Source organism: Nitrospira sp., assembly GCA_015709715.1.
Lineage (GTDB): Bacteria > Nitrospirota > Nitrospiria > Nitrospirales > Nitrospiraceae > Nitrospira_A.
Genome location: CP054184.1, coordinates 491,183 through 506,022 on the forward strand (window position 1 = coordinate 491,183; position 14,840 = coordinate 506,022).

Here is a 14,840-nt window from a genome sequence, read left to right on the forward strand (position 1 = left end):
TTTAGACATGACTTCTGTCAGACTGACGGCCCATTCCGTAATCACTGCAGTCGCCTCATGAGTCGCTGCATCATTGTGGGTCACTCAATCTCATGGCCTTTGAGGAAGCCGACTCACAGCCGTACATTGGAACTTCAATAGCTTAGGGCATGGAGTCCAGCGCCGGTACCCCAGGGACGTTCCCCCAGCCCACTGCACCGACCAGTCGTACCAAGAGCTGCACATTGGTATCAAACAAGAAAACAACAGGGCATAGCCCTTGCTAGGTCCCATCTGGCAACTAGAGCGACCCATCGCGTACCGACCGCAGGCCCAGAGGACCTTCCATCATGAATAAGGACAAATCGCAAATCCGCACGGAAGAAGCTCAACGTGGCATCAGCCTCGAAACCATCATCGCCGTAGGCGTCTTCGGCTGGATGGCCTTGGGAGTGGTCATGATGGGCTTGGGCATCTGGTAAAGATCGCCTATCCGTCCCCGCGCCTGCGCCTCCTCCGTCCAGCATCGAACAGTCCAGAGAAGGAATATGCTATGCGGAACCGCGGCTCTTTCGTTTCTTTGACACAGAGCATGACTGTCGGGCTTTCATTGATGACCCTTGCCGGAGTCGCGGCTACGGGCTGTTCCACATCGTCCCTCCTGCACCAGCATGCCACCGCACAATCACAGGGTTCCGTGCGGTTGGAGGAAGTCGCCGATTGGGAATTTGAAGCCACACACCCCAGTACCATCGATATCGCCACCCTCGAAGGATTGCTGCGTGGTGTCGTGATTGCCGAAACACTCACTGATGTTTCCAAACTGCCCGTGGATGGCGGCAAGCCGATGAACGTATTCAGCGATGAGGACGTCCGATACCTTGCTCCCCTGCTGGCCGAGGCGCTCACCCAAGCGCAACCTGAATATGTGGTCACGTTCCGTGTCTCCTCATCGGCAGGGTCAGGCTCTGCACCCACCGCGGGCACCCTTTATGTCAAAGACGACCGGTTGTTTCTCACCATTACCGAGCACGACGGCTCACTGGAGAAAATCGAGTCCTCGTGGTTTCGTGAGGGGCGACCGGCGCGCATTGTGACTATGAACCCGGAATCAGCCGGACGCGTGGAGCAGACCCTCCCCTCCATCGCGCAGGGCCACAGTCACCTCAAGTCCCTGGCTATCGATTACACACTCTTTGCCTCGAATCAGGATAAGTCATCGGCCATGGTCGCTGCGGTTCAACCTTCGCTGGCACAGGGCGCGCCGGCGGCCGTGAAGGGCACCATGATTCAGGTCGACTCCGAAATGCAGCAGGCGAAGGCCGTCCTGCCGGTGTCGCAATCGACCATCCGGCAGCCGAACATGCCGGCACCCGCCGATCAGGCGGAGCGGCTGAACGAGGCCTTGCAGGAGGTACAGGAAGTCAAACAGGCCATGGCCCGAAAGGATGCCAAGATCGATGCGCTGCGGAAGGATTTGGAGTCGATGCGCGTGCAGCTCGAGATGAAGGATCGAGAACTTCGGACTGTGAAGACGAAATCACTACCGCCCAAGCCAGAGAAGCGCCGCACCGCAGAAATTACCGTCCGCTGACAATCCGCGAGAACGCCTCTCAGCCCACGTCGATCAAATCCGGCTTCAAGAGCACCACCTCCCGTGAGATGGGTTGCCGGAAGTTCATGCGACAATAGCAGCCATAGGTCACGTAGGTATCCTGCAAACAATAAAGCGCGATTTCCCGCCCCTGCCCCTCCGCCCACATCTGTGCCACTTGAGATCCACTCCCCGACTTGGTCTCCACCTGTAACGCCCTGGCTAGGACATCCAGCTTGACCCAGCCGCGATTGTCCCAATTGCTCCAGATCGCCATGGTGTCATAGACCGGTTCGGCCCGAAACTTGGCCAAATTGATCTCCATCGTCGGCTTGATCTGATGGATGATGGATCGCTTCTTGATGAAGGGCAGGTCAAAGTTGAGCCCGTTGTGGGTGATGAACAGGGAGGGCCTGATTTGCCCCACATGGGTCCAGAAGGCACGCAACAGTTCCCGCTCATTACCTCCATACCAGGAAGTCGCGCCGCGGGGATCGAGGGTGTCGGAAAATTCCAAGAGCCCGATGCAGACGATCCGGCTGAAGGTCCCGTCGAACGATGACTTTTCGTAGAGTTCATCGTCGAGCCGCCGCTGGTGCTCGGCCTCGCCGACCGCGAACAGATCACCGTCGGTTTCGTCGAACGCCGCCGCTCCCGAGACCAGATCGCGACCGGCCAACCTTGCCCATTCTTCGCGAGGAGCCTGGACCGTTTCGATATCCAACACGACCTTCACGGTAACCTACGAAGCCTCCTGCTGAAGCGCCTCGATAACGGCTTGGTCGGCTGCAGGAAACTCGAACGAGGCCATTTCATGAGGAGCGACCCATCGAAGCTCCGCACAGTCCACCGCCGTCGCCTCGCCTGCCTCGATGCGGCAGCGGAAAAAATGCAGTTCCACCGTTTTCTCGGGATATTCATGTCGCACCACCCGGAAGGGAATCGGAGGGGCAATGCGCACGTGCAATTCCTCCCACAATTCCCGCGCTAAACAAGCCGCCAGGGACTCTCCTGCCTCGCGTTTGCCCCCCGGAAACTCCCAGAGCCCGCCCAGATGCACTTCCGGTTTGCGGCGCGTGATAAGGTACCGCCCCCCCTGCAGGATCAATCCGGCCGCAACCTCGATGGTTTCCGGCATAGTGACTCCCGTCTGATTGCTGACTTCTCCCGCCCAAGCGCCCGCCGGACAGCATCGCCGCTACTTTCCACCGTTGAAAGGATAGGTTTTGCAGAACGTCTTCATGGGACAGAGCAGACAATAGGGATCGCGGGCCGTGCAAACCGTCGCCCCGAAATCCATGATCGCCTGGTTGAAATCATAACCCTTGCCGCGCGGAATCAAGGCTTCGGAGAGATTCCACAAAGTCGCCTTGTTCGCCTTGGGATCACCCTCCGCGATAAAGACGCGGTGTAACACACGGATGACATTCGTATCGAGGATCGGAGCATCTTCGTTGAACGCGAAGGATCGGATCGCGCCGGCCGTATAGCGTCCGATGCCTTTGAAAGACAACAACTCATCGGGATCGCTCGGCAGCTGCCCGCCGTATCGGACCACCGTTTCCCGAGCGATGCTATGCAACCGCTCGGGCCGTATGTTGTACCCCAACGGATACCAAGTCTGCTTCACTTCCGCGACGGGAGCACCGGCTAACTCTGCGAAGGTCGGATACCGTGCAAGAAACTCATGGTATTTCGGAATGACCCGATCGACTTGGGTCTGCTGCAGCATCACTTCGGACACGAGGATGTGATAGGGATCGGAGGTCTTGCGCCACGGAAGGTCTCGCCCATGCTCCTTGTACCAAGTCAGCAGACGGCGTTGAAACCGCTGTTTTACGCCCCGCGCCAGCGGCACGGAGGACGGAGTCGATTTGGTCGTACGGCGGGGCGATTTCGTGGTGCGGGATTTCGTGGGCATAACCGGTCGTGATGTAGTGGCGGCATTCTAGAAGGCGGGAATGCGGAAAATCAAACCTTATGGAGGGCGGCCGAGCAGGGCCCTGCATCACGGTGCATCGCCCTGCCCTGCGCGTCGGTCGTCACATCCGACTTGGTTTCTCCCTATTTCGGCGAAGCCTGGACCTTGGTGGCCTCCTTCACCGGCGGATCGATCACGATGTTGGGGCCTTGCACTTTCGGTAGTAACCCGGCTCCCGGTTTCTCCAACAGACGCTGATCGTGGTCGTTGATCGGCAGCCGTTGCGAGGTATGCCGATCATCGAATGCCGCCGCCTGATTGAGCGCGGACTCTCCGACCGCATTGGAACGGCCCGGATCGTTGGCAAGCATCTGGCCGTTCACCGGATCCGTGGCCTTGCCCATCGGATAACCTGGATGCTGCGGCAACATGGCTGGATTGCCCCAGGTCGTTGCGGTAACGAATAACCCCGTCGACAAGGCCAGACCTATGACAAATAAGGCTCTCATGGTGCAACCTCCTTCGTGACGGTGAAACATCAGCCCTTTCGGGACAGGCCCCGAGAGTGCCGTGAGCCGACGTCATGCGGAAATCGCAGCCCGGACCCCTCACGGCCTCCGGGTCATCAAGTAGCTTGACGCCCGCCGAAGACCGTAGTCAAGCCTGATGACCTAGTAAACCTCCCAATACCAAATGGTCCGAGACGTTATCCTAGTCGCAGTCGTCACGGCGATGTGTTATGTCTCTGGAAGAAAGGCCGGGGCCTTGAAAATATTATCCCTGCAGGGCCGCCGACCCGTCACACGCATGAAGGTTCACTACCGTGTCTCCCTGTCACCGACCTCCACCGCCAGCGGCGAGGCACGGCTGTTGGATCTGTCTGCGGAGGGTTGCCGTATGGACTGTCCCAACCCACCCCCTATCAACACCTATCTCTCGCTCCGCCTGGAGTTGAGCGCGACGGAACTGCCGATCATTGTGGACCTTGCGGCTGTGCGCTGGGCCAAAGGTTCGGAATGCGGCTTGCACTTTCTCTCCATCCAACCGCCGCAAAGGCAACGTCTCCTGGCCTTCGTCAACCGCCGCGCCTAGAAGCCCCTCTTGCCTTTTTCTCGCGACTTTTGCATGCTGTCGCCCGCTCCGCCCCCGGCACATCCACCGACCGGAGACCGGCATGGCTAGAATCACACCTCACAGAGGGAAATATGACCCCTGACAATCAGAGTCGACAGATTGATGTATTGGCGATCGGCCTTTTCGGCTTGGCCGTGGGAGCCTTGACGCTGGGCGTCGCACAGCTCGGCTGGATTTCACACAAGAACATGGTGGGGGCTCTGGTCATCGCCCTTATCTTCGGCGGGGTGGTGCAACTCCTGGCCGGTATTACCGACATCCGCTACAACGAGCAATTGGGCGGTACGGCGTTGACGATGTATGGGTTCCTCTGGGTCACCCTCTGCACCGTCAAGCTGGTGAGCGCCAGTACGACCTTTCAATTCGACGCAGTACTGTACGCACCGATCAACCTGGTCTACGCCGTCTTCTCCGGCGTCATGATTTTCCTGACGGCCTACCGGAACTTGACCTTAAGCGCCCTCCACGTCGTCATCACCTTGACGTTTCTGACCACGACCTTTGCGCGACTGGACTTCATCAGTGAACTCCTCCCGGGGTGGGGCCATATCGTCGTCGGCTTGATGGCCTTTTACCATGCAGTCGGCAGCCTCACCCAGGCCTTCATCGGCAAGGCCATCCTACCGCTCGGCCCCCCGCTGCTGCACCACACGCCGAAGCCCCTGCACTCCATCGCCAAGGTCGTATAACCGCATCACCAGTCGGCGCCGATTCGGTCCACGATCACCTGTTGAACCGTAGCCTGCGGCCCCAGGCAAGCGAGGTAGAGAGCCGTTTCTGCGATATCGAAGGGATCGATCTTTTCGCTTCGCGCCCGTTCTGAAGCCGGAGCGTCCACCAGTTCATCGGCCACCCCGGCGGGGCAAATCGCGCTGACCTTGATACCGAACGCCCGCCCCTCGTCAGCCAAGGACTTGGTCAAGGCCATCACGGCATGTTTCGAGGCGCTGTAGGTCCCGGTGCCGGTCCACGCCTGGACGCCGGCCACACTCGACATGTTGAGGATCAGACCGCCTCCCTGCTGCTTCATCTGCACGAAGGCGGCGCGGCAGCAGAAAAAGGTCCCGCGTACGTTGGTCTTCATCACGTCGTCGAAAGCCTCGGTGCTGGTTTCGGCCAGTCGACGGCCGCCGAAGATGCCAGCGTTGTTCACCAAGATGTCCAGCCGCTGATACCGCCGCACGGTCTCGCTGAAGAGATGCCCGACCTGCCCCTCATCCGCAATATCAGTTTGAATTGCCAGGGCGATTCCCCCCGCCTCCTGAATCTGCGTCACGGTTTCTTGGCACCTCGTTAGCCGCCGAGCCGCCACCACCACCGTCGCTCCCTCTTCAGCGAACCGGAGCGCAATGGCCTTGCCGATGCCGCTGCTGCTCCCGGTCACCACAGCAACCTTCCCGTTCAATCGTCCCATGCGAGCCTCCTGTCTGGTCGTTATACCTTGCATGGAAACCGACTTCCATCGGCTCAGGTCGAGGAAGAAGGCTTGGCGAGTCGCACGGTAAACCAGAATCGGCTGCCTCGATCGTCGCTCTCCACCCCGATGTCTCCCTGCATCAATGTGACGAGCCGTTTGCAGATTGCCAGGCCCAATCCGGTTCCTCCATAATAGTTCCTGCTGCTCGACCCATCCACCTGACTGAAGGGCTGAAAGAGTTTCTGACGACCGAGCGGACCGATGCCGATTCCCGTATCCGTCACCTCTCCGCGCAGGAGCACGGCATGTTCCGTCTCGTGCACGACGGCCAGATACAGGCCGACCTGCCCCTCGGCGGTGAATTTCACCGCATTGTTCAACAGATTTTCCAGCACCTGCCGCAGTCGATCCGGATCCCCTCGGAGGAGCGGCGGCACTGAGGAATCGACCTGCCACAGCAACTTCAACCTCTTAGGCCCCAGCCCCTCGGCCAGTTGATCCAACACGCCTTCCGCCAGCGACCGGACATCGACATCGCGCGATTCCAACACCACGCGCCCGGCTTCGATCGTGGAATAGTCGAGGATGTCTTCGATGAGCGCCAGCAGATGTCGCCCGCAGGAACGGGCCGTACCGACAAAGTCCCGCTGCTCGTCCGTGAGGCTGGTTTCGAGCAGCAGCTCCGTCATCCCGAGTACGCCGTTCAACGGGGTCCTGATCTCGTGACTCATCGTCGCGAGAAACTCCGTTTTGATCCGGGCCGCCTCCATCGCCTGGTCGCGCGCCACGGCCAACGCCTGCTCGGCGCGTTTTCGTTCGGTGATGTCCGTGGCGATGCCGCCGATGGCATAGGGCACCCGATCGGGAGTCAGGAGCGGGAACTTGAGCACGATGCTGGTGCGTACACCGTCCGGATGCGCAACGACCTCTTCGAACCGCAGCGGACGTTTCACGTCCAACACCAGGCGATCATTGACTTGGAAAGCCGCCGCCTGCGCGGGAGCAAACAGTTCGGCATCGGTGCGGCCGATGACATGGTCCTTCGTGAGGTGAAAGGTCTGCTCGAACTGGCGATTGACGTCGAGATACCGTCCTGCCGGATCCTTGAGAAAAATCAGCGCGGGGCTATGGTCGAGAATCGCTCGTAGATGGGCTTCGCGTTCCGCCAACCGCATCTCCGTTTCCTTGCGGGCCGTCACATCCGCCACGGTCCCCAGCATGCGAAGCGGCCGGCCGGCATCGTCCCGCAACACATCGCCCCGGCAAGCCACCCACCGGAGGGTTCCGTCCGGCCAGAGGATCCGGTGCTCGATGCGATAGTCATCCTGGCCTTGGATGGAGCGGTTGATGGCCGCCAACAGCCGATCCAAGTCCTGAGGATGCACTAACTGCAGGTAGGCCTCATACGTGCCGGCAAAGGTTTCAGGAGTCACACCGAAGATGGTATGGACGTTGCCGGCCCACTGCACCTCATTGGTCTGGATATTCCAATCCCAGATACCGAGTTGCGCGGCGTCCAGCGCTAACCGGAGGCGCTCCTCGCTGGCCTGCAACGCCGCCTCGATACGCCGGCGTTCCGTGACATCGATCGCGACTCCGCCGACGTACTGATTCCCCTCATCATCCACAAAAGGAAACTTCCAGGACCACCAGTGCTGCATCCTGCCGTCCAGGCCCGGCACCACCTCCATAAACTCTCGGGACCGACCTTCCGACAACACCAACCGGTCGTGATCCCGCAACTGCGTCGCGACGTCGGGCGGGAACAACTCGGCGTCCGTCTTTCCGCGACTCTGCTCGGGGTCCAGCGCAAACCGGCGAGCGAACACGCCGTTGATATACACATGCCGGCCTATCTCGTCCTTCATCCAAGCGACCGTCGGCCCCTGGTCCATGAACCCGCGAAAACGGGCTTCGCTCCGGTGTAGCGCCGCTTCGGCTTTGTCCTTGTCCGAGATTGCCGCAGCTTGTCCGTGCGACGACTCCGCCAGCGCCCGTTCGAGATCGCGTAGACGGGCAATGAGCGAGACGACCAACGTGGAGACGGCAAGCGAGATCACAAAAGCCGTGAGGGGATAGTCCCAGGTGATTCGATCGTGAATGAGATAACTGAGGAGGAGACTCAGGAGGCAGGAGAGCAGGACCGAGCCCCAGATGAAATGCCAGAGGCTTCGGGGGGCAAACCGGACCAGCAGCGGCGTCATACCTATCTGCGATCCCTCAACGGTGACCGAACGGGACGTCGCACCAACAGCCCCCCTTTCCGTAGGGGCATTATACCGAGGTCATCACCTTAAGGGTAGAGGAGAGAAAAATCTCGCCACCGCGCTTGCATTGAATGCCTGAGCGCCGTATGCTCTGCCCCTTATTTGCGAGGAACCCATGACAGACCCCACCACAATCTCCAATCTCAGTCCGGCTGAATTGAAACAGTTGGTCGAAGGCATCGTCGACGATCGGCTGCGCACCCTGCTCGGCGATCCTGATCTGGGCGCGCCGCTGGGTGAATCGGTCCGTGAACGGCTCAAACAGTCGCTGGCTTCGACCGAGCGCATCACGGGTGACGAGGTGGCCGAGAAGCTCGGCCTGCGCTGGTGACCCATGCCCTGGTTTCGCCTCGCCTTCCGCCCGGGAGTGGTCTCCGATCTGAGCGCCGCCGATCCCGTTATAGCGCAACGGCTCTTTGACAAGACGAAATGGCTTGCCTCTAACGTGGACAACCTGCGCCACGAGCCGGTCGCCGCAGACCTGCCGGGCATCCATAAATATGCGGTCGGCGACTGGCGCATCTTTTACTCCATCGACCGAGCCGACTGCCTGGTCGACATTCACTACATCCACCACGCGCCGCCCAAGCCCGCGCAGGCCCGCCCATGCTGAATCTCACCTGGGCCGCCATTGAACGGTTGCGTCAGCTGGTGGAGGAACATCCTCAAGACCCGGTCGTGCGGATCACGTTGCGCGACGTGGACGACACGCGCCTGTCCCTGTCCATCACTCTGGAGTCGGCCGCGCAGGAACAGGATGAGGTGCAGGAGGTGGGCGGCTTAACGGTGGCCGTGGAACGGCGGAGCGTCTCCCGCACGAACGGCTTGACGGTGGATTACCGGGAAGGCGGAGGATTTTCTTTCGTGCACCCGCCGGCGAACGACCTGGGCCTCATCATGCCCGGCAGGAACTAGCCGGGATGCGGAAACAGCCGCCGGATTTGTTCTTGCGCCGCGACAGGGCCTATCACGTTTTCCCTTCACGCTGTACGCTTCAGGCCCGTTTAGGACTTCATCCTGGGGAAGACGCTGCCCAAATGCATGGAGAAGGTGCCACGGGCCACATCGGCGACGTAACGTTCGAGGGCTTCATGAATCACGGGGAAGGCCAGATCGTCCCAGGGAATGTCCTTGAGTGCAAACAACTGCACCTCAAGGCTCTCGGTGCCGGCCTTGAATTCCGGCCTCAGCATGCTGCCGCGGAAGACCATATGGACCTGGCTGATTCTGGGCAGGCTCAGCACGGCATAGAGCGAGGTGATCTCCACGTCGGCATGAGCCTCTTCGAAGGTTTCGCGGATGGCGGCCTGCTCGGTGCTCTCCCCGATTTCCATGAAACCGGCGGGAAACGTCCAATGTCCGGTGCGCGGTTCGATGGCGCGGCGACAGAGCAGGATCTTGTCTTCCCATTCCGGGATGCAGCCCGCGACGATCTTCGGATTCTGGTAGTGGATGGCCTGGCAGGTCTCACACACGAACCGCGGCAGATTGTCACCGGGCGGGATTTTCTTGGATAACCCCGCTCCACATTCGCTGCAGAATTTCATAACGGCCCCCGATCAGCACGGCTGAACGCATGGATAGCACAAATTACGATCTTTTTACACCCTGTCCGCGAGGACTCGAAACGGTCCTGGCGGAGGAACTGACGGAGTTGGATGCGTCGGCCATCCACGCGACGACCGGGGGGGTCCATTTCCAAGGCACGGCCGCGCTCTGTTACCGCGTCAACCTGCACAGTCGCATCGCAAGCCGTGTGCTCTTGCGTCTCTCGGAGACCCCCTATCGCTGCGAACAGGACATTTACGACGCGGCCCTGGCGGTGCGGTGGGACGATTGGTTTCCGCCGCAATCCACCATCAAGGTCAAGGTGAGCGCGCAGCACTGTCCGCTCAGGAGCTTGGACTTCGTGACCTTGCGGGTGAAGGATGCGGTCTGTGACCGTTTCCAACGCGCGTGTGGAACACGACCTTCGGTGGACACCCATGCCCCGGACCATCTGATCGCCGCCTTCCTCGACCGCGACACCTGCAGCCTCTATCTCGACACCTCCGGCGACCCCCTGTTTAAACGGGGCTGGCGCCGCTCGACCGGCGAGGCCCCCATCAGGGAGAACCTGGCCGCCGGCATTTTGCGCCTGGCCCGCTGGACGCCGGAGATGCCCCTGTACGACCCCATGTGCGGCAGCGGCACGTTCGTCATCGAAGCGGCCCTGATGGCTCGACGCATCGCGCCTGGTATCGATCGACGCTTTGCCTGCGAACGGATTCGTCGCTTCGATCCACAGCAGTTCCAGGAGATGCGCGAGGCCGCCAAGGTGGGCGAGCGGCCTGCATCGATCGGCCTGCTCCATGCCGCCGATCGCAGTGAACAGGCTCTTGCTTCGATCCGTACCAACCTTGCCATGGCAGGCTGCGGCGACGTCGTGACCCTTCGCTGCGGGGATGTGCTCGACCTGCTGCCCCCGGCCGACAGCGGCCTGCTCCTCACCAATCCTCCCTACGGCCACCGCATGGGCGACCAAGAAACCTTGCACCGGTTCTACCCGCAATTCGGCGATCACTTGAAGCGACACTTCGCCGGCTGGACCGTCCAGATCTTCACCGCCGACTTGAAACTCCCCGGTCTCCTACGGTTAGCACCCTCGCGCCGTGTTCCACTCTTCAACGGCGCCATCGAATGCCGCCTGTTCGAGTTCCGCATGGTGGCCGGAAGCCATCGAAAACCTCGTCCGCACGATCGACAACCGTCCACGCCGTAAACAGTATCCTCCCCGATCCGGCATTGACTTCATTCCGCGAGACTCCTATGGTGGATAGAGAAGGTCGGCCCCGTTCACCCACGAACTCTGATGGTCGAGGTTATGAACGAGTCCCCTACTCCCCTCGAAGCCTTGCAGCCGCATCCAGGCCCTCCGTTCCCATACCTGATCGTTGTCTCCAACCGCGAACCCTATGAACATCGAACGGTGAAGGATCACCTCGTGTGGGAGCGAACGGCCGGCGGCCTGACGTCGGCGCTCGATCCCATGATGCGGCGTCTGGGCGGAACCTGGATCGCCTGGGGCAGCGGCAAATCCGACCAGGACGTTGTGGACGCCGACATGGCCATGGCCGTCCCGCCCGACCACCCGAGTTATCGGCTTCGCCGGGTCTGGCTCCAGCCCAATGAGATCAAGGGTGGCTACCAGGGGTACGCCACTCAAGTCCTGTGGCCGCTCTGCCATGTTACGCTCGATCGCCTGGCCTATCGGAGGGCCTACTGGCACGCCTATCAGGCGCTGAACGCCCGGTTTGCAGAGGCCGTGCTCGCCGAGGTACAGGAACGTTCCGGTTTCGTCTGGGTACACGACTTTCACCTCGCCCTGCTGCCCGGCCTCATCAAGGCGTCACGGCCCGAGCAGCCCGTCGCCCTGTTCTGGCATACGCCCTGGCCCGGTCCCGACGTGTTCCGCATTCTTCCGGAGCGGCGCGAAGTGATCGAGTCGCTCCTGGCCGCCGACGTGCTGATGTTCCAAACCAGCCAGTACCTGCGTGGGTTCGTCTCATGCGCCCGAGAGTTTCTCTCATCCGACCTCATCATCGGCCAGGACACGATCGACTACAAGGACCATGTCACCCGCCTGGTCGCCAGACCGATCAGCGTGGACTTCGCAGAACTCTCCGACCTTGCGCAGTCGCCCCGCGTCGCCCGCTCCATGGACGCCTTGCGTGCTCTGCACCTGTTCCGGCGCGAGACCCGCATCGGCCTGGGCGTCGACCGGCTCGACTATACGAAGGGCCTGCTCAAGCGCTGTTGGGCCATCGACGCCTTCTTCCGGCAGAACCCCCATTATCGCGGCGCCTTCACTTTCATCCAGATCGCCATTCCAACCAGGAGCGACGTGGACACCTACCGTCGCTATCGGGAACAGCTCCGCGACACGGTGGACGACATCAATCGGCGCTACGGACGGATCACGGGTGCAGGCAGCCCCCAGGCGACGCGGTGGCGGCCCATCGAATTCCGCGAAGGCCAGATCGGGCGCGAGACGCTCGCTGCCTACTACCGGATGGCCGACTTGGCCTTGGTCAGCTCTGTGTACGACGGCATGAACCTCGTCGCCAAGGAATATGTCGCTTGTCAGGTCGAAGAACAGGGTGTGCTGCTCGTGAGCCACATGGCCGGCGCGGCGGAAGAGTTGAGCGATGCCTTGGTCATTAATCCCTATGACCATGAAGGCGTGGCCGAAGCGATCCGCGACGCCTTGGAAATGCCGCCCGGCGAACGCCATACCCGCATGCATCGCATGCGCGCCTACCTGGCCGCCCATGATCTTCGCGCCTGGGCCGACGATTGTTTGCGAAACTGAGGGCTCTTGCCACAGGACGACCATCCCACTATTCTGTAACCGGTCCGAGAAGGCCGGTGCGTCCCTGATCCCAAGTACTCATGAAAGCCATGCGACAAGCTCCGACCCCTGACTGCCGGGTGTGGCGTCTCATTCTGACGATGTTTGGCCTGTGGCTGGGCATCAGCGGCTGCACGCACCTTGGTCCCTGGCCGCAGGCCTCATCTTCGGAGCCCTCGGCTGACTCTCAGCAGCCACCTCTCATTCCGAACCTGGCGGCGCAGATCGAGACGGATCTCCGCGACAACTTACCGGCTCGACTTCCGGCCTTGCGAACCAGCCTGAGCAATCAGAGCAATAAGGTAGCAAAATTTAAACGCGGCGCCGTGACACGAATACTCGCTGACCCGTGGGCGGGACTGTCCGAGGTCGAGGGAGCAGCGCTCCTGGCCGTGGCCGCGGCGGAGTCGGGAGTCGAGGGACTGCCGGCGCTCGTCGACATTCTCGAAAATGAAATGGGTCGGACCGGTACGCCCTTCACGCCCCGCACCTTTCCCGCTACCATGGCCCGTGACGAATTACTGGGATTCCTCACGACGGTGTTGGAGGAAGCCCACCACGACCGCGAGGAGGCCCTGCGCCGCCTGTCGCCGCAGGAGCGCGAGTTCCTCTTCAGCCAAGCGCGGACTCTCGTCGAGGGCTTCATTCCGCAGATCACCCCGCCCGACCAACTGTCCGACGTAGAGGTCGCCGGCAAGTTCGCCGCGCTGTTGATGCAACAGGTGGACTACGCTGCCCTCATTACCGCCGCTCAGCGATTGGCGCGCTTCGGGAACAGAAAATTCTTGCGCCAGCTTGAGATCGCCTTCCAGAACCGCAAACCGATCAGCCACGCGCCGCCCGGCGTCACCGGGGAGATCTTGCTGGCAGAGCAAACCGCTTACGGCTGGCTGATCGTGGGCGGACGGGGTCCCAACAGTTATGACCTCGATCAAGGTGCGGCCTTGATCATCGATCTGGGCGGCAACGACAGCTATCGCGGCGTGATCGGAGCCAGCGCCAATAGCGACATCGGGAACGGCGTGGTCATCGACCTCGCGGGCAACGACCTCTACGAACCCCTGTCGCTTGGCTTCGCCACAGGGCGGCTGGGCGTCGGGCTCGTCATCGACCAGAGCGGCGATGACACCTATCGCCTCGCGCCCGGCACCGGCGGCGTCGGATTGGCCGGACTCGGGTTGCTGTATGATGGAGAAGGGCACGATGTCTACGAAGGCAGCCGCTTCACGCAAGGGGCCTCGTTCGGCGGGTTCGGCCTGCTCGTGGATCGCGCCGGGGACGACCACTATCAGAGTTTCGGGTATGCGTTGGGATTCGGCGGACCGCTGGGGGTGGGCGCCTTGATCGATGTAGCGGGGAACGATAGCTATGACTGCGGCGGGCGATACCCGAGCGCCTACAACGCGACTGATGCGCCGAACGCCCAACCGCAAGACCCCGCCTTTCAATACGATTGCTTCGGACTGGGCACCGGAGCCGGTCTGCGCCTCTTCAGCAAGAACCAGGCGCACCGCGCGCAGAGTCTCGCCGGAGGATGGGGGCTGCTCATCGACGCAGACGGCAACGACCGGTATCGGAGCGCGAACTTCTCCCAAGGCCACGGGTATTTTTTCGGCCTCGGCGTGAAGCTCGACCTCGCGGGGGATGACGAACACCAGGCGGCCCGTTATGGACAGGGAACCGCCGCCCATTTCGGCGTGGGGCTGACGGTCGATTACCAGGGCAAGGATCGTTACCGCTCCAAGGGCCCCTACTACAATGGAGGGTCGGCCTGGGACGGGAGCGTCGCCTTGGCCGTCGACGGCGGCCACGACAGCGACTTTTACGACCTCCCCGCCTCAAGCGGATTGGGTATGGCCGACCTTGGCGGGTGGGGCCTCTTCATCGAGCAAGGCGGCGCGGATCAATATGCCGTCAGCCGCGGATTAGGCTACGGCGCCGACACGAGCGTGGGGGCCTTCTTCGACTTGGAAGGGCGAGACGACTATTCTTCGGTCCCTCCTCCGGCCGATGGCCTGCATCCGGAACGGCTCAACCACAAGACCTATTTGGAAAATATGGGCAGCCTCTTTGTCGACCGGTAGCCGACGATCGGGCAGCACGCTTGACTCCCTCTTCTCCGTGGATATCTCCAACCA

Annotated in this window: 16 protein-coding genes; 9 read left to right on the forward strand and 7 right to left on the reverse strand. The window is 61.4% G+C overall.

Annotated features, from left to right (window positions below):
• The first annotated feature begins 571 nt into the window (after window positions 1-571).
• Entirely contained in the window at window positions 572-1,573 is a 1,002-nt protein-coding gene (locus HRU82_02280) for a hypothetical protein (GenBank protein ID QOJ33844.1), read from the forward strand.
• A gap of 19 nt (window positions 1,574-1,592) precedes the next feature.
• Here the strand turns inward: HRU82_02280 and HRU82_02285 are convergent, their stop codons facing one another.
• The 4 genes from HRU82_02285 to HRU82_02300 all read right to left on the reverse strand — a co-directional run bounded on the left by HRU82_02285 (window position 1,593) and on the right by HRU82_02300 (window position 4,003).
• Window positions 1,593-2,309 carry a ribonuclease H-like domain-containing protein gene (locus HRU82_02285; protein ID QOJ33845.1) on the reverse strand — a complete coding sequence of 239 codons (717 nt, stop codon included), beginning with the start codon at window positions 2,307-2,309 and terminating at the stop codon, window positions 1,593-1,595.
• Window positions 2,310-2,315: 6 nt separating this feature from the next.
• A complete protein-coding gene (locus HRU82_02290) occupies window positions 2,316-2,711 on the reverse strand; it encodes a (deoxy)nucleoside triphosphate pyrophosphohydrolase (GenBank protein QOJ33846.1) in 396 nt (131 codons plus the stop codon).
• A 60-nt stretch (window positions 2,712-2,771) separates the two neighbouring features.
• Window positions 2,772-3,494 carry an A/G-specific adenine glycosylase gene (locus HRU82_02295; protein ID QOJ33847.1) on the reverse strand — a complete coding sequence of 241 codons (723 nt, stop codon included), beginning with the start codon at window positions 3,492-3,494 and terminating at the stop codon, window positions 2,772-2,774.
• 143 nt (window positions 3,495-3,637) lie between these two features.
• Window positions 3,638-4,003 carry a hypothetical protein gene (locus tag HRU82_02300; protein QOJ33848.1) on the reverse strand — a complete coding sequence of 122 codons (366 nt, stop codon included), beginning with the start codon at window positions 4,001-4,003 and terminating at the stop codon, window positions 3,638-3,640.
• 298 nt (window positions 4,004-4,301) lie between these two features.
• Here HRU82_02300 and HRU82_02305 point away from each other — a divergent pair, with 298 nt between their 5' ends.
• On the forward strand, window positions 4,302-4,586 hold the full coding sequence (locus HRU82_02305; protein QOJ33849.1) for a PilZ domain-containing protein: 285 nt from the start codon (window positions 4,302-4,304) through the stop codon (window positions 4,584-4,586).
• Window positions 4,587-4,699: 113 nt separating this feature from the next.
• The gene (locus tag HRU82_02310; protein ID QOJ33850.1) at window positions 4,700-5,317 is read left to right on the forward strand and encodes an acetate uptake transporter; all 618 of its coding nucleotides are present in this window, start codon (window positions 4,700-4,702) and stop codon (window positions 5,315-5,317) included.
• A 5-nt stretch (window positions 5,318-5,322) separates the two neighbouring features.
• On the opposite strand, the gene HRU82_02315 is transcribed toward HRU82_02310, so the two are convergent.
• Together HRU82_02315 and HRU82_02320 are read right to left on the reverse strand one after the other, a co-directional pair.
• Window positions 5,323-6,042, reverse strand: a complete 720-nt coding sequence (locus HRU82_02315) for an SDR family oxidoreductase (GenBank protein QOJ33851.1) — start codon at window positions 6,040-6,042, stop codon at window positions 5,323-5,325.
• A 53-nt stretch (window positions 6,043-6,095) separates the two neighbouring features.
• Complete coding sequence (locus HRU82_02320; GenBank protein QOJ33852.1) at window positions 6,096-8,249, reverse strand: PAS domain-containing protein; 2,154 nt, start codon at window positions 8,247-8,249, stop codon at window positions 6,096-6,098.
• Between the two features lie 178 nt (window positions 8,250-8,427).
• On the opposite strand from HRU82_02320, the gene HRU82_02325 reads away from it, so the two are divergent.
• Genes HRU82_02325 through HRU82_02335 form a run of 3 tightly spaced genes read left to right on the forward strand, consistent with a single transcriptional unit; the run spans window position 8,428 to window position 9,227 of the window.
• Window positions 8,428-8,643, forward strand: coding sequence for a hypothetical protein (locus HRU82_02325; protein ID QOJ33853.1), 216 nt, complete (start codon window positions 8,428-8,430; stop codon window positions 8,641-8,643).
• Window positions 8,644-8,646: 3 nt separating this feature from the next.
• Window positions 8,647-8,925, forward strand: a complete 279-nt coding sequence (locus HRU82_02330; protein ID QOJ33854.1) for a hypothetical protein — start codon at window positions 8,647-8,649, stop codon at window positions 8,923-8,925.
• Window positions 8,919-9,227 (forward strand): hypothetical protein, encoded by a 309-nt coding sequence (locus tag HRU82_02335; protein QOJ33855.1) that lies wholly within the window; start codon window positions 8,919-8,921, stop codon window positions 9,225-9,227. The genes HRU82_02330 and HRU82_02335 overlap by 7 nt, the downstream gene beginning before the upstream one ends.
• 89 nt (window positions 9,228-9,316) lie before the next feature.
• On the opposite strand, the gene HRU82_02340 is transcribed toward HRU82_02335, so the two are convergent.
• Complete coding sequence (locus HRU82_02340) at window positions 9,317-9,859, reverse strand: NUDIX hydrolase (protein ID QOJ33856.1); 543 nt, start codon at window positions 9,857-9,859, stop codon at window positions 9,317-9,319.
• 29 nt (window positions 9,860-9,888) lie between these two features.
• Between HRU82_02340 and HRU82_02345 the strand changes: the two genes are divergently transcribed.
• From HRU82_02345 to HRU82_02355, 3 genes are all read left to right on the forward strand, one after another.
• Complete coding sequence (locus HRU82_02345) at window positions 9,889-11,073, forward strand: class I SAM-dependent RNA methyltransferase (protein ID QOJ33857.1); 1,185 nt, start codon at window positions 9,889-9,891, stop codon at window positions 11,071-11,073.
• A gap of 102 nt (window positions 11,074-11,175) precedes the next feature.
• A complete protein-coding gene (locus tag HRU82_02350; protein QOJ33858.1) occupies window positions 11,176-12,663 on the forward strand; it encodes a trehalose-6-phosphate synthase in 1,488 nt (495 codons plus the stop codon).
• Between the two features lie 80 nt (window positions 12,664-12,743).
• Window positions 12,744-14,786, forward strand: a complete 2,043-nt coding sequence (locus HRU82_02355; GenBank protein ID QOJ33859.1) for a hypothetical protein — start codon at window positions 12,744-12,746, stop codon at window positions 14,784-14,786.
• Window positions 14,787-14,840 lie beyond the last annotated feature (54 nt).

What these genes read in the sequence shown, in the direction of transcription:
- HRU82_02280 (QOJ33844.1), top strand. Translation starts at nt 572, where the DNA reads ATGACTGTCGGGCTTTCATTGATGACCCTTGCCGGAGTCGCGGCTACG.
- HRU82_02290 (QOJ33846.1), bottom strand. Translation starts at nt 2,711, where the DNA reads ATGCCGGAAACCATCGAGGTTGCGGCCGGATTGATCCTGCAGGGGGGG.
- HRU82_02295 (QOJ33847.1), bottom strand. Translation starts at nt 3,494, where the DNA reads ATGCCCACGAAATCCCGCACCACGAAATCGCCCCGCCGTACGACCAAA.
- HRU82_02300 (QOJ33848.1), bottom strand. Translation starts at nt 4,003, where the DNA reads ATGAGAGCCTTATTTGTCATAGGTCTGGCCTTGTCGACGGGGTTATTC.
- HRU82_02305 (QOJ33849.1), top strand. Translation starts at nt 4,302, where the DNA reads ATGAAGGTTCACTACCGTGTCTCCCTGTCACCGACCTCCACCGCCAGC.
- HRU82_02310 (QOJ33850.1), top strand. Translation starts at nt 4,700, where the DNA reads ATGACCCCTGACAATCAGAGTCGACAGATTGATGTATTGGCGATCGGC.
- HRU82_02315 (QOJ33851.1), bottom strand. Translation starts at nt 6,042, where the DNA reads ATGGGACGATTGAACGGGAAGGTTGCTGTGGTGACCGGGAGCAGCAGC.
- HRU82_02320 (QOJ33852.1), bottom strand. Translation starts at nt 8,249, where the DNA reads ATGACGCCGCTGCTGGTCCGGTTTGCCCCCCGAAGCCTCTGGCATTTC.
- HRU82_02325 (QOJ33853.1), top strand. Translation starts at nt 8,428, where the DNA reads ATGACAGACCCCACCACAATCTCCAATCTCAGTCCGGCTGAATTGAAA.
- HRU82_02330 (QOJ33854.1), top strand. Translation starts at nt 8,647, where the DNA reads ATGCCCTGGTTTCGCCTCGCCTTCCGCCCGGGAGTGGTCTCCGATCTG.
- HRU82_02335 (QOJ33855.1), top strand. Translation starts at nt 8,919, where the DNA reads ATGCTGAATCTCACCTGGGCCGCCATTGAACGGTTGCGTCAGCTGGTG.
- HRU82_02340 (QOJ33856.1), bottom strand. Translation starts at nt 9,859, where the DNA reads ATGAAATTCTGCAGCGAATGTGGAGCGGGGTTATCCAAGAAAATCCCG.
- HRU82_02345 (QOJ33857.1), top strand. Translation starts at nt 9,889, where the DNA reads ATGGATAGCACAAATTACGATCTTTTTACACCCTGTCCGCGAGGACTC.
- HRU82_02350 (QOJ33858.1), top strand. Translation starts at nt 11,176, where the DNA reads ATGAACGAGTCCCCTACTCCCCTCGAAGCCTTGCAGCCGCATCCAGGC.
- HRU82_02355 (QOJ33859.1), top strand. Translation starts at nt 12,744, where the DNA reads ATGAAAGCCATGCGACAAGCTCCGACCCCTGACTGCCGGGTGTGGCGT.